Raw genomic sequence first — 20551 nt, 5'->3', positions numbered from 1 at the left:
AAACCTCGCGTGGTGTTGTTATTGGCCCTTGTCAAAAAACAAAGGCCGGGAGCTAACAACCGCACGCGAGCGGCAGGCATATTCCCCTTGCGGGTATTGTATTAGCCTACTCCCGACCAGATAGCCGTAATCATACCCTAAAAGGGGCAAGAAAAAAGCCTTGACTTTCGGGAAAGGCGTCCGTCGCGTGAGGAGTTGTTAAGCTCCGTGAGCGAATGACGCCATAAAATCAGGAGAATGTCAAGGGGGATATGCCAAACAGCCATGGGTGTTACCGCTATATTTAAGTTGGAATTCCACGAGCCGCAGCTTTTTTATTTATCAGTTCTATATTATTTTTCGCAAAAGACGGGATAGCATTAAAATAGCTTTTTGCATACATGAATTTTTCATATTTGTTAAATATCATCATGTTTTTTATTATATTCCAGTCTTTAATATTAAAAATATAGTTTTCACAATACATTAAAAGTGATAAGTTGAGGGCATATGCTCTCACCTTGTCACTTGTATAGGATTTTTCTATTAAGGGTAGAATAACATCTATAGCAAATTCATCATTTGCGATATTATCTTTTTTGTTCTCAAGAAGTGGACATAAAATAAAGTCTGATAAAGCCGCTGATTCTCCACATATCATAGGGAAAGACTTCGGATGAAGAAATATTACTTTATGCATTAATTTTATAGATGATAATATGATTTCCTCGTTGTTTTTATTTGAGAATTCATAATGTTTTTTTGTGATGCTCTTCGGCATCAATTGTGAAAGTCGTTGTCTTTCAGTGATTTTTTCAGACCTAAACCCTTCAGGAATAAAAGAAATATCATCTTCCATTTTCCCTAAATATTCCCATATTTCTTTACCAAGAAAACGTAATTCTGGAGAAATTGCGGCTCTTATAGTGAATAGCCATATAGAAAAAGCTGATGATAATTCAAATTCATTTTGCTCACTAGATTTCTTTATTAAAAATTTTAACTTCTGCGTAATATTTTTGTCTTGCTCTATTGCAAGAAATGGTTTATATACATTAAGATGCATTTTGTTTTGCAGTGCTATACCAGTTTCTTTTACACCTTTATATATAAAAAATAGTTCTTCATTATCCATCCCTTTGAGCACATCTGCCATAGATTGCAAATCTTTTTTTTGCCTATTAACTGCCCAACGAGTAACGATATCAAAAAAAGCCATCCCCCCCTCCCTATCTTCGCATTACCCTATTAGTCCACAACCTCGCCTGCTGACACGGCTCCTTGACTCTTTGCCCTCAGCTTCCTGCATCGCCGCAGATCATCCCGTGTCTTCTCGCGGTGCTGTTCCCTTGTCAAAAGCTGCATGTTGTCCGGGGTGTCCTTTCCTCCGGCACAGAGCGGAACGATGTGATCAACCTCATAACCCGGCGGGACTCGCGTCAAACCCTGTTGACGCAGAAAGGCGTTCACCTGCGTGCGAGATCGCTCCGGGCGCGCGCAAACACTTATAGACGTCAGGACGAGGCAACAGAGCAGGGTGGCGCACAGCGTAAACTTCTTCATGCCCCCACCTACCAGCAAACCGACGCTGGTGCAACGGGCACGGATTTTTCTTGAGAAAGTCGAGAGAGTGAGGGCAAGAAAAAAGCCGCCCGGAGGCGGCTGGAAAAATATGCTACAGCTGGTGTCCACAGCAAAGATTATCATCTGGGCGTGCGCTTTGCCCTCATTTGACGTACAGCTTGGCGGGTGCAGCCAAGCTCGTCAGATATATCAGCATCACTCTTATTCCAATCCACAGCAGACCAATCTATTTCCTCACGCTTAGAGGGACGCCCACGAGTCGGCTTGTGTTCTGGCAATGTTGGACGCATATGATAATATCCAAGATGCGCGTCGCCTTGCTCAGTAAGGGTAAGATTTTCTGGCCAAGATTGCACCTCGGATATGATTTTTCCCATGAGATCATCGATATCTGGCGGCAACGGTAAGGCCTTGCGCATGAGTGACGCAAAGTTATTTGCCGGTGATGTCATGGCATTATTCAATGCCACAACAGTAAGACCACGCGGCGTCGCCGCGTCTAAAAGGGCCAATACTTGCCCCCAACGATAGGCAATAGATTTAGCGGTGTTCATAGGTACCTCCTTTCGCTAACTTCAAAATATCTTCCTTGCATTTAATTGTCAATAAATTTAAGTTTAATTTATAAAAATTAAACATCGTCGCAGGATTGGCCAAACCTGGCCAATCCTGCGATTTAAAGGCTGACAAAAATCCCCACATGGGCAAAATGATTTTGAAAGCGGATATCCCGCTTTCGGAACCATTTCATCTCATCTGGAGGAATATCATGGCTGAATATGCAAGCAAGGGAGTGGCCGGTTCCGGTCTTGGTCTGGGCATTGCGGGCACCGCTCTTGGTCTGCTCAACGGCGGTTTCTTTAACGGTTTCGGCGGCTGCTTGGGCGGCAACGCTGCCGCCATGGCCGGGCAGGGAGCCTATCAGGTTGCCATCTCTGCCAAGGATGCGGAAATCGGTCAGCTCAAGGCCGAACGCTATGCCGACGGCGTGGGCATCAACACGTTCCGTGAGGCCCTGACCGCCATGGACAAGCGCTTTGACGAAAACCGCGCTCGCATCGGCAACCTTGAGCGCGTGGTTGCCGAAGCCGCCGTACGCGAAGAGGCCATGCGCGGCGAAATCCGTCTGCTGCGCTGCCAGATGCAGGGCACCTATGTGCCCGGCAAGCTGGTGATGCCCGCCGACGCCATCTGCCCCGAACAGATGCCGCGCTACAATTCGTGGGTGGCCCCTACCACGCCCGCCTCAGCCTAATGGCAGCCCCGGCCCAGGCTCCCGCCAAACAGGCGGCCAGCGCCAGGGCGAAAAGGAGCGGCAGAAAGCGGGGTGGGTAAGCCCATAGTGGGGAGGGGGCCGGCCCCTCCCCCATTAAACCAGAGACAAGGTAGGGGAAAATGAAAATCGCACCAACCGACATCGCCACCATCTACGCGGGTTTTGTGGATAACGAACTTGCGCCCAAGGCCGTAAGCGGCCTGCAACGCTTTATGGCTTATGGCTCTGTTTTTGTGGCGCAGCACAGGGCGACGGAGTATTTCGCCAATCCCGATCTGGTGGCGCAGCTCAAAAGCATTGGCGTCATGGATAATGACGGCATGATAGACTTGGATTACACGAAGGAAATGGCCAGCTTTGCCATGCAGAAAAGCGGCGGCAAGGTGACGGTCATGGGGCTGATACTGGATCAGAGCGATATCGACAAACTTTACCAGCTTGGCAAGGCTGTGGCGCGGCAATAGCGCCGGAGGAAACATATATGGAATTTACCGAATGGCGGAACCGGGCCGCCGAAAAAACCGAGGAAAAGGCGCTCAAGACCGTTGACCACATCCTTGAGGAGAGCAACGGCCACCTGGACAGCGAAGAGCTGGACGACCTCAAGGACGCCTGGAAGATCATCTGCATGGCTTCTGGCTGCCATCACCATGAGATGAAGGCCGGAACCGCAGCCGGCAAATAGTCTTGACATCCTGCAAAATGGCCCCCGGTTCCCTATTGTGGCTCCGGGGGCTGTGTATTTTGGGGAGGGGAGGATCGCCCGAGCGGGCTGAGGATGTGCCCTTGGGCACATAGGGAGGGAAGATAAAATGCCAAATTGGACACATTTGGCACATTTTTGATATGCTTTTGTATTATAATTTAAGCATGTTATGTTCTAGGCGCTGGGCCAGCATGGTTTTACCACTGCCCGGCGGCCCGATCATCAACAGGTTGTGCCCTCCGGCGGCGGCTATCTCCAGCGCGCGTTTGGCGGCCTGCTGCCCTTTGACCTCCGCGAAGTCCGGCAAGACGGAGGGCGGCGCGGGGCTTTCGCCCGGCAAGCGGGCCTCCAGAGCCTCGGCCCCGGCCAGGAAGGCCGCGCACTGCGCCAGGTCGCGCGGTGCATACACCGGCAGGCCGCGCACCACGGCGGCTTCCGCCGCATTGCCCGGCGGCGTCACCAGGCCGGCGGCCTTATGCCCGCGGGCGAGAATGGCCAGAGGCAGGACGCCGCGCACGGGTTTGAGGCTTCCGGTCAGTGACAGCTCGCCTGTAAAGAAAAAACCGGACAGTTTGTCCGAAGGAATCAGCCCGGCGGCGGCCAGCAGGCCCACCGCCAGGGGCAGATCATAGCCGGTTCCCGCCTTGCGCTGCCCGGCCGGGGCCAGATTGACGGTGATTCGCGCCGGCGGCAGCCGGAAGTTGCAGGCCCGGAGCGCGGCGAAGACACGATCCCTGGCCTCGCGCACCTCGGTTTCGGCCAGCCCCACCAGGCTGAAGCCCGGCAGCCCCTGGCGGGCGTAATCCACCTCCACTTCCACCGGGAAAGCGTCCACGCCTTTCAGGCCGCCGCTGTACAGACGAATCACCATGGGTTCGCCGCAAGGCTACCTGATCGCCTGCCCGATACGCCCCCAGCGGATGTCGTCCAGTCCGCCCCAGGACCAGTAAATGCGCCAGGCCTTGGCCCGGATGGCGTTGCGATCCACAAAGCCCCAGAAGCGGGAATCCAGTGAGTTGTCGCGGTTGTCGCCCATGACGAAATATTTGCCGGGCGGCACGGTGACCGGCCCGTAGTTGTCCCGCACGGGTTCCATGCCGTCCGGGTCGGCAAAACGGATATAGGATTCCATGACCGGCTGGCCGTTGCGGTAGAGCTGCTTGTTGCGCACCTCGATAACGTCGCCGGGCAGGCCGATGATTCGCTTGATATAGTCCACGCTGGGATCATTGGGGTACTTGAAGATGATGATGTCGCCCCGCGCCGGGTCGTCCCCCTTGTAGACATAGGTGTCGGTAAAGGGAATGCGGACGCCGTAAGCGAACTTGCTGGCCAGCAGATGGTCGCCCACCAGCAGGGTCTGAAGCATGGATTCGGAGGGAATTTTGAACGCCTGAACCACAAAGGTGCGGATAAGCAGGGCCAGAACCAGAGCGACCAGCAAGGCTTCACCGTATTCGCGCCAGAGCGGTTTCCGGGGGCGCGCCTTTTGCCGCAGCAAAGATGCTTTCATGACGATTCCTTTTCAGGGCGAATTCCGGGATGCCCTCCCGGCGCGCGGCCCGCGCAACAGGGCCGGACGCAAAGAAAAAGTATGCCGCGATGCGACGGCAAAGGCAAGACACTCCGCCCGCCTCCTTTCAGCTCTTCCAGAATTTGTCCACATAGCCCGCCACAAAGAGCAGCAGAATCAGGCAGGGCAGCACCCAGGTCAGATAGGCGCGCAACCGGCGCGGAAACCTGACGCCCACGCCCTGATCCACTTCGGCCAGAAAGCCGTCCCAGCCCCAGCCCCGCCGCAGGCAGCAGAACAGCAGAAAAAGCAGGCCGCCCAGCGGCAGGATATTGTTGCTGATTAGAAAATCCTCAAGGTCCAGAATGCTGCTGCCCGCGCCCAGGGGCTGCACAAAACTCAACAGATTGAAGCCCAGCGCGCAGGGCAGGGACAGCAGCCACATGACCCCGGCGTGCAAGACCGTGGCCCTGCGGCGCGGCATGCCCCAGACGTCCGCGCTGTAGGAAATGATGTTCTCAAAAACCGCGATGATTGTGGACAGGGAGGCAAAAGCCAGAAAGATGAAGAACAGCGTGCCCCAGAGGCGGCCGCCGCTCATGGCGTTGAAGATATTGGGCAGAGTCACGAAAACCAGCCCCGGCCCGGCGCCTGGCTCCACACCAAAGGCGAAGCAGGCCGGAAAAATGATCAGACCGGCCATGATGCCCACAAAGGTGTCCAGCACCATGATCCAGAGCGCTTCGCCGGTGAGCGAGCGATCCCTGGTCTGATAGCTGCCGAAAATGGTCATGGCCCCGATGCCCACGGAAAGAGCGAAAAACGCCTGGTTCATGGCCGCGTTGCAAACGCTGAACACGCCCACTTCACTGAATTTGCCCCAGTCCGGCACGAGGTAAAAGCGCACGCCCGCGCCCGCGCCGGGCAGCAGCAGCGCGCGAACCACCAGAAGCAGCAGAATCAGCAGCAGGCCCACCATCATCAGCTTGACCACGCGCTCCACGCCCTTCTGAACGCCCAGGGCGCAGACGCCGAAGCCTATGGCCACGCTCAGGCTCATGCCGATAATCTGCACATCGGCGCGCCCCAGCGCGTTTTTGAAAAAACCGCCCACGGCTTCGGGCGTCAGACCGGACAAGGCGCCTGAAGCCATGAACCAGCAGTAGGAGAGCATCCAGCCCGTCACTGTGGTGTAAAACATCATCAGCAGATAGCTGCCCACCAGCGCCAGCCAGCCAAAACGGTGCCAGCCCGTGCCCGCCGGTTCCAGCACGCGCAGGGCCAGCCCCATGTTCCGGCGCGAGGCGCGGCCCACGGCAAATTCCATGATCATGATGGGCAGGATGGCGAAAAGAAAGAAAATATAGATGCCCACAAAAATGGCGCCGCCATACGCGCCTGTGATATAGGGAAAACGCCAGACATTGCCGAGGCCGATGGCGCAGCCCGCCGACAGTAAAAGAAAGCCCAGGCGGCTGCCCAGCATTTCGCGTTTGCCTTGTTCCTTTTTCATTCCGCCCCCCTGGCGCGGCGCGCACCGAAAATTTCCAGACTGCCTTTTTGCCCTGTCTGCCGACAGCGCATTGCAACGTGAAAAGGCTCTAATGCAGCCGTAGCGCGAAGTTCACCCCGAAACACAGGGCAATGACGCACATGATCAGATTGACGTCTCTGAAACGGCCCGAAAGCAGCCTGACGCCCACCCAGCTCACAAAGCCGAAACCGAAACCCGTGGCGATATTAAAGGTCAGCGGCATGCTTACGATGGTCAGGAAGGCGGGCAGAGCCACGGTGAAGTCCGCGAAGCGGATGCGCCCCACCTCCTGCATCATCAGCGCGCCCACAATGATCAGCACCGGCGCGGTGGCGAAGGAGGGCACGAGCGCCACCAGGGGCGCAAAAAACAGCGAAAGAAAAAACAGCCCGGCGATGACCACGGCGGTCAGACCCGTGCGACCGCCCTCGGCCACGCCCGTGGCGCTTTCCAGATAGCTGGTGGCCGTGGTGGCCCCCAGCAGGGCGCTGGACATGGTGGCCAGAGAATCCGTAATCAGGGCCCTGTCCAGATTTTCAATATGTCCATCCTCGCGCATGAAGCCGGATTTTTGCGCCAGGCCGATGAGCACGCCCATGTTGTCAAAAAGATCCACCATGGTCAGGGTGAAGATAATCGAGAACAGGCCGTGGTGCAGCGCGCCCCTGAGATCCAGCTGCAAAAAGGTTTCCGTGGGCAGCGGCAAGGATGTGGAGAAAATTCCCTCTTTCGGCACAGGCGTTATCCCCAGCAGCATGCCCGCCAGGGTGACGGCCAGAATGCCTATGATCATGGCGCCGGGAATGCGCAGGGCCATGAGCGCGCCGATCAGAAACAGCCCGGCCACGGCCAGCAGGGTCTGGGGCTGGCCCAGATTGCCCAGCGTCACGAAGGTGGAGGGATCCGCCGCCACAATGCCGCAGCTCTTCATGCCGATAAAGGCGATAAACGCGCCAATGCCCACCACAATGGCGTATTTCAGGTCCATGGGCACGGCATTGATGATCATCTGGCGCACGCGGGTGGCCGTAAGCAGCAGAAAAATCACGCCGGAAATGAATACCGCCCCCATGCCCGTCTGCCATGTGTAGCCCGCCGGGCCGCAAATGTAATAGGCGAAAAAGGCCGTGATGCCCAGCCCCGGCGCCACGCCCACCGGAAACCTGGCCCACAGGCCCATGCCCAGGGTCGCCAGAATGGTCACCCAGATGGTGGCGGCCACAGCGGAGTCTTTCGGCATGCCCGCGTCAGCCAGCATGGCCGGCGCCACAAAAACAAGGTAGCACATGGCCATGAATGTGGTCAGACCAGCCAGGCATTCCTTTTTGACGGAACTGCCCCTGGCGGCGGGGTTGAAATATTTTTCCAGCAGACGCATTCCCGACCTCCTGCCCGTACGCGGGCTTATTTCAAAAAACCGTTGATGCCCGTGAACACAACCTGGGCCGCAATGGCCGCCAGCAGCAGCCCCGTAAGTTTTGACAGCACGGCGATGCCGGTTCGGCGCAGCACCCGCGCCACGCCGTCGGACAGGCAGAGCAGCAGAAACATGCCCCCGGCCGCCAGCAGCAGGGAAAGCACCCCCACCAGCATCCCGCGAAAATCAGCGGCGGACGCGCCCATGACCATGACCGCGCCGATGGAGGCCGGCCCCATGCCCAGCGGAATGGCCAGGGGCACCACGCTGATGTCGCCCTCGTGCCTGGCGTGCACAGTGTCGCCGTCGTCGTTCATCAGGGTCACGGCCGTCAGCATAAGCAGAACCCCGGAACCGATGCGAAAGGCGTCCAGCGTGAAGCCGAACAGCTCAAACAGATTGGAGCCAAACAGATAGAGCACCACGCCGATAACAAAAATCGCCGTGGAGGTTTTGAAGGCCACGGAGATTTTCTGTCTTTTGTCATACTCCTTGGTGCCGCTGATAAAGGCGCTGAGCACTGCGGGCGGGGTCATCAGAGCATACAGCTTGATGCTCGTTCCCAGCAGGTCGCTGACGGAGCCTTCCATACATCATTCTCCCTTTCGGCCCCGGCCCGCCGGGGCATGACAACGCAGGCGCATGCGCCGCGCGGCGGGGCCTGCCAGTCCAGTGAGTCCAGCGAGTCCAAAAACGCGGCCATGTTCGTAAAAATCACCCGGGCCGCAATGGCCGCCAGCAGCGGGCCCGGGCCGATGCTAAGGGCGTCCGGCGTGAAGCCGAACAGCGTGAACAGGCGCGAACCGGACAGAAAGAGAAGGGAACCGGCGGCGAAAATCGCCAGGGAGGTTTTGCAGGCCGCCAGCGTCCTTTCCTTCCGCGCACAGCTTCCGGCGCAGCCGATAAGGGCGCGGAGCACGGCGGGGAGCGTCATCAGCGCATACGGCCTGATGCTCATGCCGACAATGCCGCCGGCGGCCATGTTGCCCATGTGTCCTCCAGAGGCGCTCCGCGGGGGGTCTCCGTGGCGGGAGAGCCGGAACCGTTCAGCCCGTTTCCCGCGCGGGGGCGTCTTCGGCCTGGCCGGCCTTCAGCCCGCGCGCCGAAAAACAGCCTGCGCCCGCCCCGCTGACGCGGGAAAGCCCATGGGGCTCTGGCGACGACAGGCGCGTTTTTCGGCTGAAAAGCCTTTGAATCACAGCGCATGGTAAAGGCAATCAGCTCCAACGCGGAACGAATGGGAGAAAAAAGCGACCGCATGCCGGGCGCGGCCGTTTTCGCATACCAAAGCGATGTCGCAGTATGCCACGCGCCCAGCCGGATGTCCATGCGCCGTCCGCGCCCGCGACCCCGGTGTCTAATTGCAAAGGTTCCGCGCGGAATTCCGCGAAGAATTTTTGCGGGATTGTTGGCGAAAAAACGTGGTTTTTCGCAAATGCCCCGGCTGCGCCGCCGCAAAATCCTTGCGGATTTTGTAGTGTGCCCACTTTTGCAATCAGACCCTAGCCGACGGTGGCGTCGCCCGCCTCCGCGTTGTCCCGCCCGCTCTGATACCTGTTCAGCCGGGCGTGCAGGGTCTTGCGGGTAATGCCCAGAGCCCTGGCGGCCTCGGTTTTGTTGCCGCCAAAGCGCTTCAGGGTTTTCAGAATCACGGCCCGTTCCACATCATCCAGGGTCGGGCAATCCGATTCCAGAGCGTCGGCCAGGGCGTCGCCCTGTTCCGGCGCTTTCAGTCGCTCCGGCAGTTCCCGCTCGCTGATGTGCTCGCCCAGCAGCAGAATGGAGGCCCGCTCAATGACGTTTTCCAGCTCGCGCACATTGCCCGGCCAGGCATAGCGCACCAGACGGTCCATGGCGCCGGGCGTGAAGCCTTTGATCCGCTTGCCGTTCCTGGCGGCGAAACGATTCATGAAATGCTGCGCCAGCAGGGGGATGTCGTCCGCGCGTTCGCGCAGCGGCGGCAGGGCCAGGGCAACCACATTCAGCCGGTAATAGAGATCCTGCCGGAAGTTCCCGGCATCCACCTCTCGCGCCAGATCGCGGTTGGTGGCCGCAATGATGCGCACATCCACGGGCACGGCCCTGTTGCCGCCCACGCTGAGCACCTCACGCTCCTGAATCGCCCGCAGCAGCTTGACCTGCATGGACAGGGGCATTTCCCCTATCTCGTCCAGAAAAATCGTGCCGCCGTCCGCCCTGAGAAAAAGCCCCTCGTGCTTTTTGTCCGCGCCGGTGAACGCGCCCTTTTCGTGCCCGAAAAGTTCCGAGGCCAGCAGCGATTCCGTGAGGGCCGCGCAGTTCACCGCCACAAAGGGCCCCTGCGCCCGGCGGCTGGCCGCATGCACGGCCCTGGCCACCAGCTCCTTGCCTGTGCCCGACTCGCCGGTGATCAGCACTGTGGCGTCCGTGGGCGCGATGGTGCGAATCATCTCCCAGAGAGCGGACATGGCCGCGCTGCGCCCCACCATGTCCGAACGGGCCTCGGTGGCGGCCAGACTGCGGGAGAGGGAGGCGTTTTCCTCCACCAGGCCCACATGGGCGAAGACGTTGCGCAGAACGACCTTGAGCTTTTCAAAATCCAGCGGCTTGGTCAGATAGTCGTATGCGCCGGATTTGATGGCTTCCACAGCCGCCGCCACGTCTGAAAAGGCGGTCATGATCAGCACTGGCAGGGCCGGATTGTGCGCCTTGATGTCCTTCAGAGCCTCCAGGCCGTTCTTTTTGGGCATGCGCACGTCCATGAGCGCCAGATCAAAGGGCTGTTCGCGGCAAAGGGCCACGGCCCGTTCGCCGTCCGCGGCCTCGCCGGCGGCATAGCCCCATTCGTGCAGCAGGGTTCGCAGCATCTCCCGGTGAGTGGCGTCGTCGTCGGCCACCAGAATCGTCAGCTTTTTCATGGCCCATCCTCTTCGCGCGCGGCCGCGGGCAGCAATATGGTGAAGGTGGTTCCCTTGCCCGGCCGGCTGAATACCTTTATTTCTCCGCCGTGCTGCTCCACAATGCGCTGGCTGATGACCAGGCCGAGGCCGACGCCGGAAGCCTTGGTCGTGAAATAGGGAGTGAACAGCTGGGCCACGGTCTGCGCCGGCATGCCGCAGCCCGTGTCGCTGATGCTGATGCTCCAGAAATCGTCCCCCCCGCCGGGAGCGCTCTTGCCGGCCCTGTCCCGCGCGCTTTCCAGGCGTATCTCAATGTCGCCGCCGCTTGCCGTGGCCTGCACGGCGTTGACCAGCAGATTGAGCAGGGCCTGCATCAGACGGTCGGCGTCCAGCGGGATGCCCTGCTCTGGAAAAACGCCGGGCGGCGGCAGGCGCAAATGCACGGCCACGCCCTTTTCCTCCGCGTCCGGGGCGATCAGCCGCGCGGCCTGCCTGAGCACGCCTTCCACGCGCACCGGTTTCAAGCGCAGCTCCAACGGCCTGGCCACGCTCAGCAGATCCGACATGACGCGATTCAGGCGCTCGGTCTCCTGAATCAGAATATGCCCCGTGGCATAGGCCATTTTGTCGTTTTTCAGCTTCTCGGTCAGATAGGTGGCATAGCCCTTGATGGAACTGAGCGGATTGCGGATTTCATGGGCCACCCCTGCGGCCAGATTGCCCAACGCGGAAAGCCGCTCGCTCTGCCGAAGCTGTTTCTGAAGTCTGCGTATCTCCCCCAGGTCGCGCAGAATGAACAGATAGCCCAGAAAGCTCTGTTCACTGCCGATGATTTTCGCGGCGCTGAGGCTGACCGGCAACGGCTTGGCCCTGGAACGGAACAGATCCATGTCCCGTTCCAGAATGACAGCGCCGGCATCCAGCTCGTCCATCAGGGCCTGCCAGTTCAGCGACGGCGCGTCATGCAGGGAAAGCGGCTCCTTTTCCCGCCCGGAAAGCCCCAGCATTTCCAGGCCGTGGCGGTTGCTCAGCGAGATGCGCCCATGCGGGTCCGTCACCACCAGCGCGGCGGGCAGGCTGTCAATGACCTGCGCGGCCAGAGCCCGCGTATCCTCCAGCATTCTTCTGGAAAAACGGTAATTCTGAATGTAGAACAGCAGCACGACGCCGCCCAGAACCGCCAGCGTCACAAGCCCGGCTATGACGCTGAGATGAAAAACGTATTCATGCAGCCTTTCCGCAAAGTGCGAGGCGTCCAGCCCCACGAAGACGGCTTGGCCCTCCGCCGGATTCGCCCACGGCATGGCGTGCCCGCCGCCCGCCATATGCCGCCGCATGTGCCCCATGCCGCCCGCGCGGGGCCGGGAAGGCGTGAAGGTTTTGTAGGTTTCGAACAGATCAGGGTCGCCCGGCACGAAACGGCTTTGGGAACTGTCGCTTACACGCAGGCCGCGCAGGGTCTCGCTGTCATAGAGCAGCGCGCCCGCCAGAGCGGGGTCGCTGTGCAGCAGTATCCGCCCGTCCGCATCCACCAGGGCGATATAAGCCACGCCCGGCTGTCTGGCCACTTCCGCCACCAGATTCAGCATGGGGTTCTGGCGCATGTGGCCGAAAGAGCGGGCGCTGCCCTCCAAAGCCCAGATCAGCACATCGGCCCGGCCCTGCATATTGTCCAGCAGCTGGCGCTTTTCCTGCTCGGCCCCGCGCGCGACCATCATGGCCGTGGCGCATATGCCCGCCAGGGCCAGCCCGGCCAGCGCCCGCCAGAAAAACCGTGTATGTCGCCGCTGTTCCTCGTGAGAGAGCGTCGCGTGGCGCTTTTGCATACTATCCCTGTACAAGGCGGATTGCCTTCAGGGCATTGTCGCCCTGAACATATCCAGAATCAAATATGAACCGCCGCGTCCGTATTATTTACAAATTTCATGCCCGCGCCGCCCCTGAATGCCGCAAGCGCGGGCGGCCGTTACGCGGCGCGGTTTCCATATCAGCCGTTTCCACGCCCTCAGGCCATGCGCGTAACCTTTTTACCCGTCAGCGGGTAAAAAGGTTACGCCTTTCCCGCGTTACGGACAACATTTGAGGCAGTACTTTTTAATTATTTATTTTATTTCAATATGTTGATGCAAACGGCACGCGCTTTGCTTTATATCGGGCGGTTCGCCTGAAACATCAGCGCGAACGCCAAAATATATGACAAGCTGTGCGCGCCGCGACGGTTTCGCACACAAACCCTCTGGAGAACACAATGAAAAAGACGACTCTGCGCACAACGACTCTGGCCCTTGCGGCGATGCTTGTTCTGGGCTTCGCCGGCATCAGCCAGGCGCGCGGTTATGACGACTGCGCCGGCGGCCCCCGCTACAATGCCCCCCTCTCGCCGGAGCAGAGGGAAAAGGCCCAAAGCATTTTCAACAGCCATTATGCGAAAATGGACTCCGTTCGCCAGGCTCTGATCACCAAGCGCGCCGAACTGGACGCCCAGATGAGCAGCCCCTCGCCCGACAAGGGTAAAATTGAAAGCCTGTCCAAAGAAATCGGCGAGCTGCGCGGCAAGATGCTTGCCGCCCGCGTCGACCTCCGGGCGCAGCTCGACAAAGAGGGCCTGCCCACGGCGTGTGGCCACATGGGCCCCGGATACGGCCACATGGGTTATGACCACGACATGGGCATGCGCCACGGCGGTCACGGTCATGGCGGTTACGGCGGACGCGGCGGCTGCTGGAGACAGGGGAACTGAAAATACGCCTTTCAGAGCGCGGCCCTGAAAAACGCCTCCTGAACACAATACACGGCAACGGGCGGAAATTTCCGCCCGTTGCCGTAAATCCTTTTCAATGCGGCAATGGACTGTCGGCGGCGGGCGCTGACAGTGCGCGCCGCCATGAGGGCACATATGCCGGTTACTATCCGCCCTGAATCCCCGGAGGACTTTCCCGCCATTCACGACCTGGTGCGCCGCGCCTTTGCGCGCGCCCAGCACGCCGACGGCGACGAACACCATCTTGTTGATCGCCTGCGCCGTTCACGGGAGTATATCCCCCAGCTGAGTCTTGTGGCGGAAGAAGACGGCCGCATTGTCGGCCATGTCATGTTCAGCAGGCTGAAGGTCGGCAATGCGGCGGCCCTGGCCCTGGCCCCGCTGGCTGTGCTGCCGTCGCGCCGCGGTCTGGGCATAGGCGGCGCCCTTGTCCGGCGCGGCCACGAACTTGCCCGCGCTCTGGGCTGGGAATTTGTGATTCTGCTGGGTCATGCGGGCTATTATGCGCGTTTCGGCTACCAGCCCGCATCCGTTTTCGGCCTCGCTTCCCCTTTTGACGCGCCGGAGGAAGCCTTTATGGCCATCCGGCTCGGCGGCACAGGCCGCCTGAGCGGCCTGGTGGAATACTCTCCGGCCTTTTTCCTGGAAAAGGGGGCATAAACGCCATTCCGTCGGACAGCGCGCATGCCGCCGCGCGACATGCGCGCCGCAACGTCAGTAGAGTTTTTCCAGCAGCTCGGCCTCGCCTTCCATGGTGTAGCAGTGTTCCGGCGCGGGGTAGGCCCCCTGCCGCACTTCCCGCGCATAGTCCATGAAGGCCGCGCGCGCGGCCTCGCCCACCGCGCCGAAGCGTTTGACAAACCTGGCGGTTCCGCCGTCGTTGAGGCCCAGCATGTCCTGCCAGACCAGCACCTGACCGTCGCACTCCGGCCCCGCGCCGATGCCGATGACCGGAATTTCCAGCTCCCGCGTGATGCGGGCGGCCAACGCGGCGGGCACACATTCCAGCACCAGGGAAAAAGCCCCGGCCTCCTGCACGGCGCGGGCGTCGTCCAGCAGTTTCTGGGCCGCGGCCAGGCTTTTGCCCTGCACTTTGTAGCCGCCCAGGGCGTTGACCGATTGCGGCGTGAGGCCCAGATGCCCCATGACCGGAATGGAGGCCCGCACCAGGGCGCGCACCTCGTCGCAAAAATCCGCGCCGCCCTCCAGCTTGACGGCCTGGGCCCGGCCTTCCTTGACCAGCCGCCCGGCGTTGCGCACGGTATCGGCCACGCCCACCTGGCAGCTCATGAAAGGCATGTCGCAGATCACCAGGGCCGATTGCGCGCCGCGCGCCACGGCCGCGCAATGCCGGATCATATCCTCCAGGGTCACGGACAAGGTGTCCGCATGGCCCAGCATGACCATGCCCAGCGAATCCCCCACCAGCAGGGCGTTGATGCCGGTCTGGTCCATGAGCCGGGCGATGCTGTAATCATAGGCCGTGAGCATGGTCAGCTTTTCTTTGCCCTTGGCCTGCCTGAACGTGGCGACGGTGTTTTTCATGCGTCTTCTCCCTGTAGGGGGCTCCGGCTTTGCAGGGCCAGAGCCATAAGCAGATGCGTCAGCTTGGCGGCGGTAAAATCCGCGTGGTGCAGACCGGGAATGGGGGCCAGCTCAACCACGTCCAAGCCCACGACCTCCCGCCCCCGGACGCAGCGCTCCAGAATGAACTGGGCCTCGCGCCAGGAAATGCCGCCCGGCGAAGGCGTGCCCGTGGCGGGCATCAGGGACGAATCCAGCCCGTCCACATCAAAGCTGATGTAGATGTGGCGCGGAAAATCCCCAGGCAGGGGCTGTTCCGGCAGGCCCACGCGCGCCAGAAAATAGGCGTCGTAATGGGTGACATTGTAGAGCCTGCGCGCTTCGGCCTCTTCCCGGCTCATGTCGCGCACCGCAAATTGCGCCAGGGGCAGGCCCAGATCAGCCACGGCCCGGCGCATGACGCAGGCGTGGGAAAAGGGGTCGCCCTCGTATTCGGCCCGCAGGTCCGCATGCGCGTCAAACTGGATAACGCCGAACGGCTCGCCGGCTTCCCTGGCCCGCCGGGCCAGAGCGCGCAATGCGCCCAGGCTCACGCTGTGCTCGCCGCCCAGCAGCACGGGCACGGCCCCGCAGTCCAGGGCATGGAGCGCGGCTGCCTCAATGCGGGCCAGCACGGCTTCCACCGCGCCGGAGCAATCCACGGCGGGGGCGGTATAAAAACCTGACTCGCCCGGCGCAAGGCCGCTTTCCCAGGCTTCCAGCTGCTGGGAGGCGGCCAGCAGGGCCGCCGGCCCCCTGGCCGCGCCGCCGCCGTAAGAGACGCTGCGCTCCAGCGGCGCGGGGATGATGTGAAAAGCCGCCTCCCCGGCCTGGGCCGGGGCATATTCCGAAGCAAGAAAATGCTGCTGATCCATGCTGTTTCCGTCCATAAAAAGGGCCCGGCATAAAAAACGGCCCGCTTGGGGAGGCAGGCCGCTTTATTTGGAGGAGGCTGTCAGCAAAAGAAAGGAAGGTACTTTTTATACTGCAACAGGCATGCCAAATTAGAAACTTTTGGAAGTTCTTTTAACTTAATGAAATATAACATAAAAATTTGTGACTCGTTTGCCGGATCGTTAAAAATTTTAAACCCGCCCGCCTCCGACGCAGCCTCGCAAGCTTCAGACGTACAAAAAATTATTCCGTCGCAAGAAGGCCATCTGTTCTAGGCTTAAACCCCAGTAAAAATACGTCATGGGTTTTGTTTGTCAGTAAAAAAGGGAGATTTTTCCGCACGCCGCCCGAAGCGCAACGAAGGGCGGGGCTGTCGCCACAAGAACCCCCAGAATAAGACTGGTTCTTGACTAGTAAAGAGGATTTTCCCTGAGCGGTTTTAGCACCAGAAGGCAAATGTCCTCTTGCCTATGAGTAACCGAAACTCACATTCATTCAAATGGAGATAAAAAGTTTGGGGGCTGTCCTAGTTAAGGCTAATGTTTAGCCCTATTAACCCAATGAATTAGCTGAGATAGAAGCTTTCGATGGTTGCCTCCATTGAACCGCCATTCACACTCCTTCAGGAACCAATAAAAATGTTCCGGTGTTATGCCGTTGAAACGCCGCAAATGCCTTTTCGCTTGATTCCAAAAATTTTCTATCCCATTGATATGGTTAGCTTGTTCCGCAAACTGCCTTGAATGATTGATTCGGTGGTGATGGAACCCGCTGATGTCCAGGGCATTATATGCCTTGAAAGTATCAGTGTACACGATACTGTCCGGCTCAACTCGCTCCTCGATAATCGGCATCAGCGTTGCGGTGCATGCGTTGGGAATTATGGCCGTGTAAACCTTGTCATTACGCTTCAGTAACCCGAAAACTGCTATTTTCCCGGCGGCTCCACGCCCGCGTTTCCCTTTTCGTACCCCGCCAAAATAGCTTTCATCCGCTTCAACTTCTCCAGACAAACGATAACTGGGCAAATGCGTGGCAATCAGGCGTCGCAGGCGCATAAAATACGAGGTTGCCGTATTGCGATGGACACCTACAATTTCTCCTGCCGCACGAGCCGTTGCTCCCGCAACAAAAAAGCGAATCAGCTCAGATTGCTGCCGGGTGGTAAGCTTGCTCCGTCGTTCGTACATGAGCCATCCTAAAAGCATATCCGGGAGGATCATGTAAATTTTATTATATTGCCATGGTTCATTGCCAAGCTTTTATTCTGAAGAAATTTTTTATATGGCGGCAAAACCGCTTCCGCCTTGTCGCCCATCACAATCTTTCCTTCATCTATCCAGTATATATAATCACACTTCTCCACTGTCGTCAGCCGATGGGCCACGACGACCATAGTCACCTGGCCGCTCAGGCTGTTGATGGTATTTTGTATGGCCTGCTCCGAGGCCCCGTCAAGAGCGCTGGTAGCCTCGTCAAAAAGTATCATCTGCGGGCTTTCGTACAGGGCCCGGGCAATGGCGACACGTTGCACCTGGCCGCCTGAAAGGCGCACGCCGCGTTCGCCGATGACCGTATCCATGCCTTCCGGCAGTGCATCCAGAAAATCCATAGCCGCCATGCGACAGCACCGGGCTACCCGCTCTCGGTCAATTGTTCCTCCCCACTGGCTGAAAGCCACATTTTCCGCTATGCTGGCATTGAGCAGAAAAGGCGACTGCGGCACATAACCAATGGAGCTTTGCCAGCCTTTCCGCCGGGCGGGCGTCAGGGGCCGACCATCCACAAGCAGATCGCCGGATGTGGGTTCCAGCAGGCCCGTGAGCAGACCCACCACCGTGCTTTTGCCCGCCCCCGACGGGCCGATAAGCCCGACCATGCCGCCGCGCGGAATCCGCAGGCTGATTTGCCGCAAGGCATCCGGCTTGTCGCCGGCGCTGCCGGGGTACCGAAAGGACACGTCACGCAGTTCCAGGGCCTCATGCAGTGAACAGGATTCTGCTGTGATGCGTGCGGTTCCTGTCTGAGACTTTACCGCGTCCAGCAACGCGAACATGCCTTGAACGTTTATAAGACATTGCTGTAATTGCAGTAAGTATGTGACAAAACGATTTATCGTGGGCAGCAGCCGCCACGCCACCGCCGCCAGCAGAGCCAGTGTGCCCGTAAGGCGCGCGAGAGGCGCATTCTGGGCATTCATATAAAGCACCGCCATAAACAGCATGCCCATCCCCACAACTTCCAGAATCCAGGAGGGCAAGGGATGCACCACAGGCAGCAGTCGTTGCGCCGCGGCGTACTCCCGGCGGGAAGCGGCGTATTCTCGTAAAAACGCTTGCTCCTGACGGTAGATTTTAACTTCCCGGATGCCATACAGGGCGGGATGGCTCGCCTTGCCCATGGCAATTTCCGATCGGGCCAGGACAGCGCTCAACTGCCGTATCTTGTGTCGGCTCAGCCTGTAGGTCAGGGCAGCGCAGCCGCCTGTGCACGCGCAGACAAGCAGGGCCACCACGGGAGCCGCCGCAAAGACCACACCCAGCAGGATAAAGACGACCACCAACTGCCCCAGGGCCTGTTGAACGGCCAGCATAAAATTTGCCGCTGACTGGCACCAGTCGAGCCTGGTCTGAAGTGTGCTGATCTGTTGTTGCACATGCCACAGATACGGCGCATGCAAAAGGCGTCGAAAAAGATCCTCGCTGAAAAACAGCCCCACAGCCTGGCAGAAGCTCGCCTGCCGCCAGGTCAGAAGGCCCAGTGCACATGATTTGCAGATCAGGACGCCGCACAGCGACGCCAGCAGCCAGGCTAAAAGCTGACGCTGATCATGCGCGATTGGCTCCAGAGAAGGAAAAACCTTCAGCAAACGGTGGACGACGGGACTTTGCAGCAGGCTTTGCGGCGCGGCCAGAACCACGCCCAGCAGCGAAACCGAGGCGGCCAGCGCAAATTCCATGACGGCCACCACGCCGGACAGCAGCAGCACGCGCCAAAAGCGATGCCGCAACGGGCTCTCCAGGCGCGTATAACTACTCAGGAGCACGGAAAAAAGTTGAGAATTCAGCATTCACGCATGCCCATTGACAAGAACCGCTTTCTGTAATCCGCAACCATGTTTCTCACAGTCTCGGCCAGCCTTGCGCGTGGCGTTATTCCATCAGCTTATGCTGAAGCCTCCGCTCCGTCCAGCAATTCTTACGATACGCCTTCTCCCTTGCCCGGCGCAGGACGGCTTGTTTCCGTGAAGCCGGCGCCTCAGTCAAGTTCCGCAAAAAAGTCGCGCAAGCGTCTCTGAAATGCGGCGTGCGAATACTCCCGCGTTATAACGGCCATATTTTCACGAATGCCGGCCGCCAGCATTGCGCCGTCCTGCGCGGCCAGATCGCGCAGCAGCGCGGGCAGTTCATCATCCTTTTCAAAGGCGGGCAGGCCGAAGCGTTCCGCCATGTCCGCCAGCACGCCGAGACGGCGTGGGATTACAAGGCAGGACAGAGCCATCATTTGCAAGGGAACCAGAGGAGAGGCCTCAAAAAGTCGCGTTCCCGCGCCAGCCGGGCAGCGCGACGGCACAAGGCAGACCTGCAGGCCGATCTCGTCCGCTTTGCCCGGAATATCCTCCACCCAGCCGTAAAAATGCACATTGGACGGCGCGCGGGCTTTGAGTTCCTCAAAATAGACATGATCGTAAAAGGCCGCGTCGCCAAGCACATGAAAATGCATGCGCGGCAGGGCCGCAGCCAGCGGCAGAAGCGCATCCTGCCCCTTTTCGGCGCAGACACGGCCCACGACGCCCACATGGCGCAACGGTCTTCCCGTGAATCTGTCCTTGAAGACCACGCCGTCAAAACGCTCGTCCAGGCCGTTTTCCACCAAACGCGCGCGGGCGTCGCCGAAGGCCGCGCCGGCCTTGTGAAGAACCCGCTCAATATAGCGGGACGGCAGCGCGATGCGCCGCGTCAGCCTGCTCCGCAGCAGGAGGCGCAGCACGCGCATGTGCGCGTCGCCGGGATTGAGATGCACATGGTACGCTGCGGGTCTGCGCAACAGCAAAGAGGCCATGAAGCAGAGCGGATACATGCGGCCGCCGTTGGCGTACAGCAGATCGGCCCCGCGCAGGGCAGCCAGATGCCCGCAGAATACGCGCAGGGTATGCCAGAGCAGCGCCAGGGCGTCCAGCGGCCCCTTGCGCCCTTCGCGCAAGCGGCATTCAGGCGTGACGCGCACGCGCGCGCCCATCCGCGTCAGAGCCTCCGCGCACGGGCCGGACGGCAAAAGCGCCTCCACACGCCAGCCCGCGTCGCGCGCGGCCTGGGCCAGCGCCAGCAGCACGCGCTGCCCGCCGCCCATACCGCCGTATTGATCCAGAAAAAGCACTGTTTTCACACCCACCCCCTGCCGCTTCACGCCATTGCGTTTCCGCCCGGCTTTGGACATGATACCCG

Annotated in this window: 21 protein-coding genes; 5 read left to right on the top strand and 16 right to left on the bottom strand. The window is 59.5% G+C overall.

Features of this window, described 5'->3' with window-relative positions; genetic code table 11:
• Positions 1 to 283: 283 nt before the first annotated feature.
• From ACQRA4_RS10095 to ACQRA4_RS10085, 3 genes are all read right to left on the bottom strand, one after another.
• Complete coding sequence (locus ACQRA4_RS10095) at positions 284 to 1198, bottom strand: hypothetical protein (protein ID WP_427822952.1); 915 nt, start codon at positions 1196 to 1198, stop codon at positions 284 to 286.
• Between the two features lie 29 nt (positions 1199 to 1227).
• Positions 1228 to 1542 carry an HNH endonuclease signature motif containing protein gene (locus ACQRA4_RS10090; protein ID WP_427822951.1) on the bottom strand — a complete coding sequence of 105 codons (315 nt, stop codon included), beginning with the start codon at positions 1540 to 1542 and terminating at the stop codon, positions 1228 to 1230.
• Between the two features lie 140 nt (positions 1543 to 1682).
• Positions 1683 to 2117 carry a hypothetical protein gene (locus ACQRA4_RS10085; protein ID WP_427822950.1) on the bottom strand — a complete coding sequence of 145 codons (435 nt, stop codon included), beginning with the start codon at positions 2115 to 2117 and terminating at the stop codon, positions 1683 to 1685.
• Positions 2118 to 2332: 215 nt separating this feature from the next.
• Between ACQRA4_RS10085 and ACQRA4_RS10080 the strand changes: the two genes are divergently transcribed.
• From ACQRA4_RS10080 to ACQRA4_RS10070, 3 genes are all read left to right on the top strand, one after another.
• On the top strand, positions 2333 to 2818 hold the full coding sequence (locus ACQRA4_RS10080) for a hypothetical protein (RefSeq protein ID WP_427822949.1): 486 nt from the start codon (positions 2333 to 2335) through the stop codon (positions 2816 to 2818).
• 140 nt (positions 2819 to 2958) lie between these two features.
• The gene (locus ACQRA4_RS10075; protein ID WP_427822948.1) at positions 2959 to 3303 is read left to right on the top strand and encodes a hypothetical protein; all 345 of its coding nucleotides are present in this window, start codon (positions 2959 to 2961) and stop codon (positions 3301 to 3303) included.
• Positions 3304 to 3320: 17 nt separating this feature from the next.
• Positions 3321 to 3524, top strand: a complete 204-nt coding sequence (locus tag ACQRA4_RS10070) for a hypothetical protein (protein WP_427822947.1) — start codon at positions 3321 to 3323, stop codon at positions 3522 to 3524.
• Positions 3525 to 3696: 172 nt separating this feature from the next.
• On the opposite strand, the gene ACQRA4_RS10065 is transcribed toward ACQRA4_RS10070, so the two are convergent.
• The 8 genes from ACQRA4_RS10065 to ACQRA4_RS10030 form a co-directional block, all read right to left on the bottom strand.
• Positions 3697 to 4416, bottom strand: coding sequence for a magnesium chelatase domain-containing protein (locus tag ACQRA4_RS10065; RefSeq protein WP_427822946.1), 720 nt, complete (start codon positions 4414 to 4416; stop codon positions 3697 to 3699).
• A 15-nt stretch (positions 4417 to 4431) separates the two neighbouring features.
• On the bottom strand, positions 4432 to 5058 hold the full coding sequence (gene lepB, locus ACQRA4_RS10060; protein ID WP_427822945.1) for a signal peptidase I: 627 nt from the start codon (positions 5056 to 5058) through the stop codon (positions 4432 to 4434).
• Positions 5059 to 5185: 127 nt separating this feature from the next.
• Complete coding sequence (locus ACQRA4_RS10055; RefSeq protein WP_427822944.1) at positions 5186 to 6571, bottom strand: sodium-dependent transporter; 1386 nt, start codon at positions 6569 to 6571, stop codon at positions 5186 to 5188.
• 88 nt (positions 6572 to 6659) lie between these two features.
• Positions 6660 to 7970: an NCS2 family permease gene (locus ACQRA4_RS10050; RefSeq protein ID WP_427822943.1), complete on the bottom strand. Its 1311-nt coding sequence runs from the start codon at positions 7968 to 7970 to the stop codon at positions 6660 to 6662.
• A gap of 26 nt (positions 7971 to 7996) precedes the next feature.
• Positions 7997 to 8599, bottom strand: coding sequence for a MarC family protein (locus ACQRA4_RS10045; RefSeq protein ID WP_427822942.1), 603 nt, complete (start codon positions 8597 to 8599; stop codon positions 7997 to 7999).
• On the bottom strand, positions 8545 to 9000 hold the full coding sequence (locus tag ACQRA4_RS10040) for a hypothetical protein (protein WP_427822941.1): 456 nt from the start codon (positions 8998 to 9000) through the stop codon (positions 8545 to 8547). The genes ACQRA4_RS10045 and ACQRA4_RS10040 overlap by 55 nt, the downstream gene beginning before the upstream one ends.
• Before the next feature lie 511 nt (positions 9001 to 9511).
• Entirely contained in the window at positions 9512 to 10906 is a 1395-nt protein-coding gene (locus ACQRA4_RS10035; RefSeq protein WP_427822940.1) for a sigma-54-dependent transcriptional regulator, read from the bottom strand.
• Positions 10903 to 12714: an ATP-binding protein gene (locus tag ACQRA4_RS10030; RefSeq protein ID WP_427822939.1), complete on the bottom strand. Its 1812-nt coding sequence runs from the start codon at positions 12712 to 12714 to the stop codon at positions 10903 to 10905. The genes ACQRA4_RS10035 and ACQRA4_RS10030 overlap by 4 nt, the downstream gene beginning before the upstream one ends.
• A gap of 422 nt (positions 12715 to 13136) precedes the next feature.
• Here ACQRA4_RS10030 and ACQRA4_RS10025 point away from each other — a divergent pair, with 422 nt between their 5' ends.
• A complete protein-coding gene (locus tag ACQRA4_RS10025) occupies positions 13137 to 13628 on the top strand; it encodes a periplasmic heavy metal sensor (protein ID WP_427822938.1) in 492 nt (163 codons plus the stop codon).
• A 156-nt stretch (positions 13629 to 13784) separates the two neighbouring features.
• Positions 13785 to 14309 carry a GNAT family N-acetyltransferase gene (locus tag ACQRA4_RS10020; protein ID WP_427822937.1) on the top strand — a complete coding sequence of 175 codons (525 nt, stop codon included), beginning with the start codon at positions 13785 to 13787 and terminating at the stop codon, positions 14307 to 14309.
• A 54-nt stretch (positions 14310 to 14363) separates the two neighbouring features.
• Here the strand turns inward: ACQRA4_RS10020 and panB are convergent, their stop codons facing one another.
• The 5 genes from panB to ACQRA4_RS09995 form a co-directional block, all read right to left on the bottom strand.
• Positions 14364 to 15194 (bottom strand): 3-methyl-2-oxobutanoate hydroxymethyltransferase, encoded by an 831-nt coding sequence (gene panB / locus ACQRA4_RS10015; protein ID WP_427822936.1) that lies wholly within the window; start codon positions 15192 to 15194, stop codon positions 14364 to 14366.
• Positions 15191 to 16087, bottom strand: coding sequence for an agmatinase (speB, locus tag ACQRA4_RS10010; protein WP_427822935.1), 897 nt, complete (start codon positions 16085 to 16087; stop codon positions 15191 to 15193). The genes panB and speB overlap by 4 nt, the downstream gene beginning before the upstream one ends.
• 555 nt (positions 16088 to 16642) lie before the next feature.
• Positions 16643 to 17296: an IS1595 family transposase gene (locus ACQRA4_RS10005; RefSeq protein WP_427822934.1), complete on the bottom strand. Its 654-nt coding sequence runs from the start codon at positions 17294 to 17296 to the stop codon at positions 16643 to 16645.
• A gap of 29 nt (positions 17297 to 17325) precedes the next feature.
• On the bottom strand, positions 17326 to 19176 hold the full coding sequence (locus ACQRA4_RS10000; RefSeq protein ID WP_427822933.1) for an ABC transporter ATP-binding protein: 1851 nt from the start codon (positions 19174 to 19176) through the stop codon (positions 17326 to 17328).
• A gap of 188 nt (positions 19177 to 19364) precedes the next feature.
• A complete protein-coding gene (locus tag ACQRA4_RS09995) occupies positions 19365 to 20492 on the bottom strand; it encodes a glycosyltransferase (RefSeq protein ID WP_427822932.1) in 1128 nt (375 codons plus the stop codon).
• Positions 20493 to 20551 lie beyond the last annotated feature (59 nt).

Origin of the sequence: Desulfovibrio sp. SGI.169, from assembly GCF_050313595.1 — a bacterium.
Taxonomy (GTDB): Bacteria; Desulfobacterota; Desulfovibrionia; order Desulfovibrionales; family Desulfovibrionaceae; genus Desulfovibrio.
Note: the sequence above shows the minus strand (reverse complement) of the source record. Positions and strands in the feature narration are given on the sequence as shown.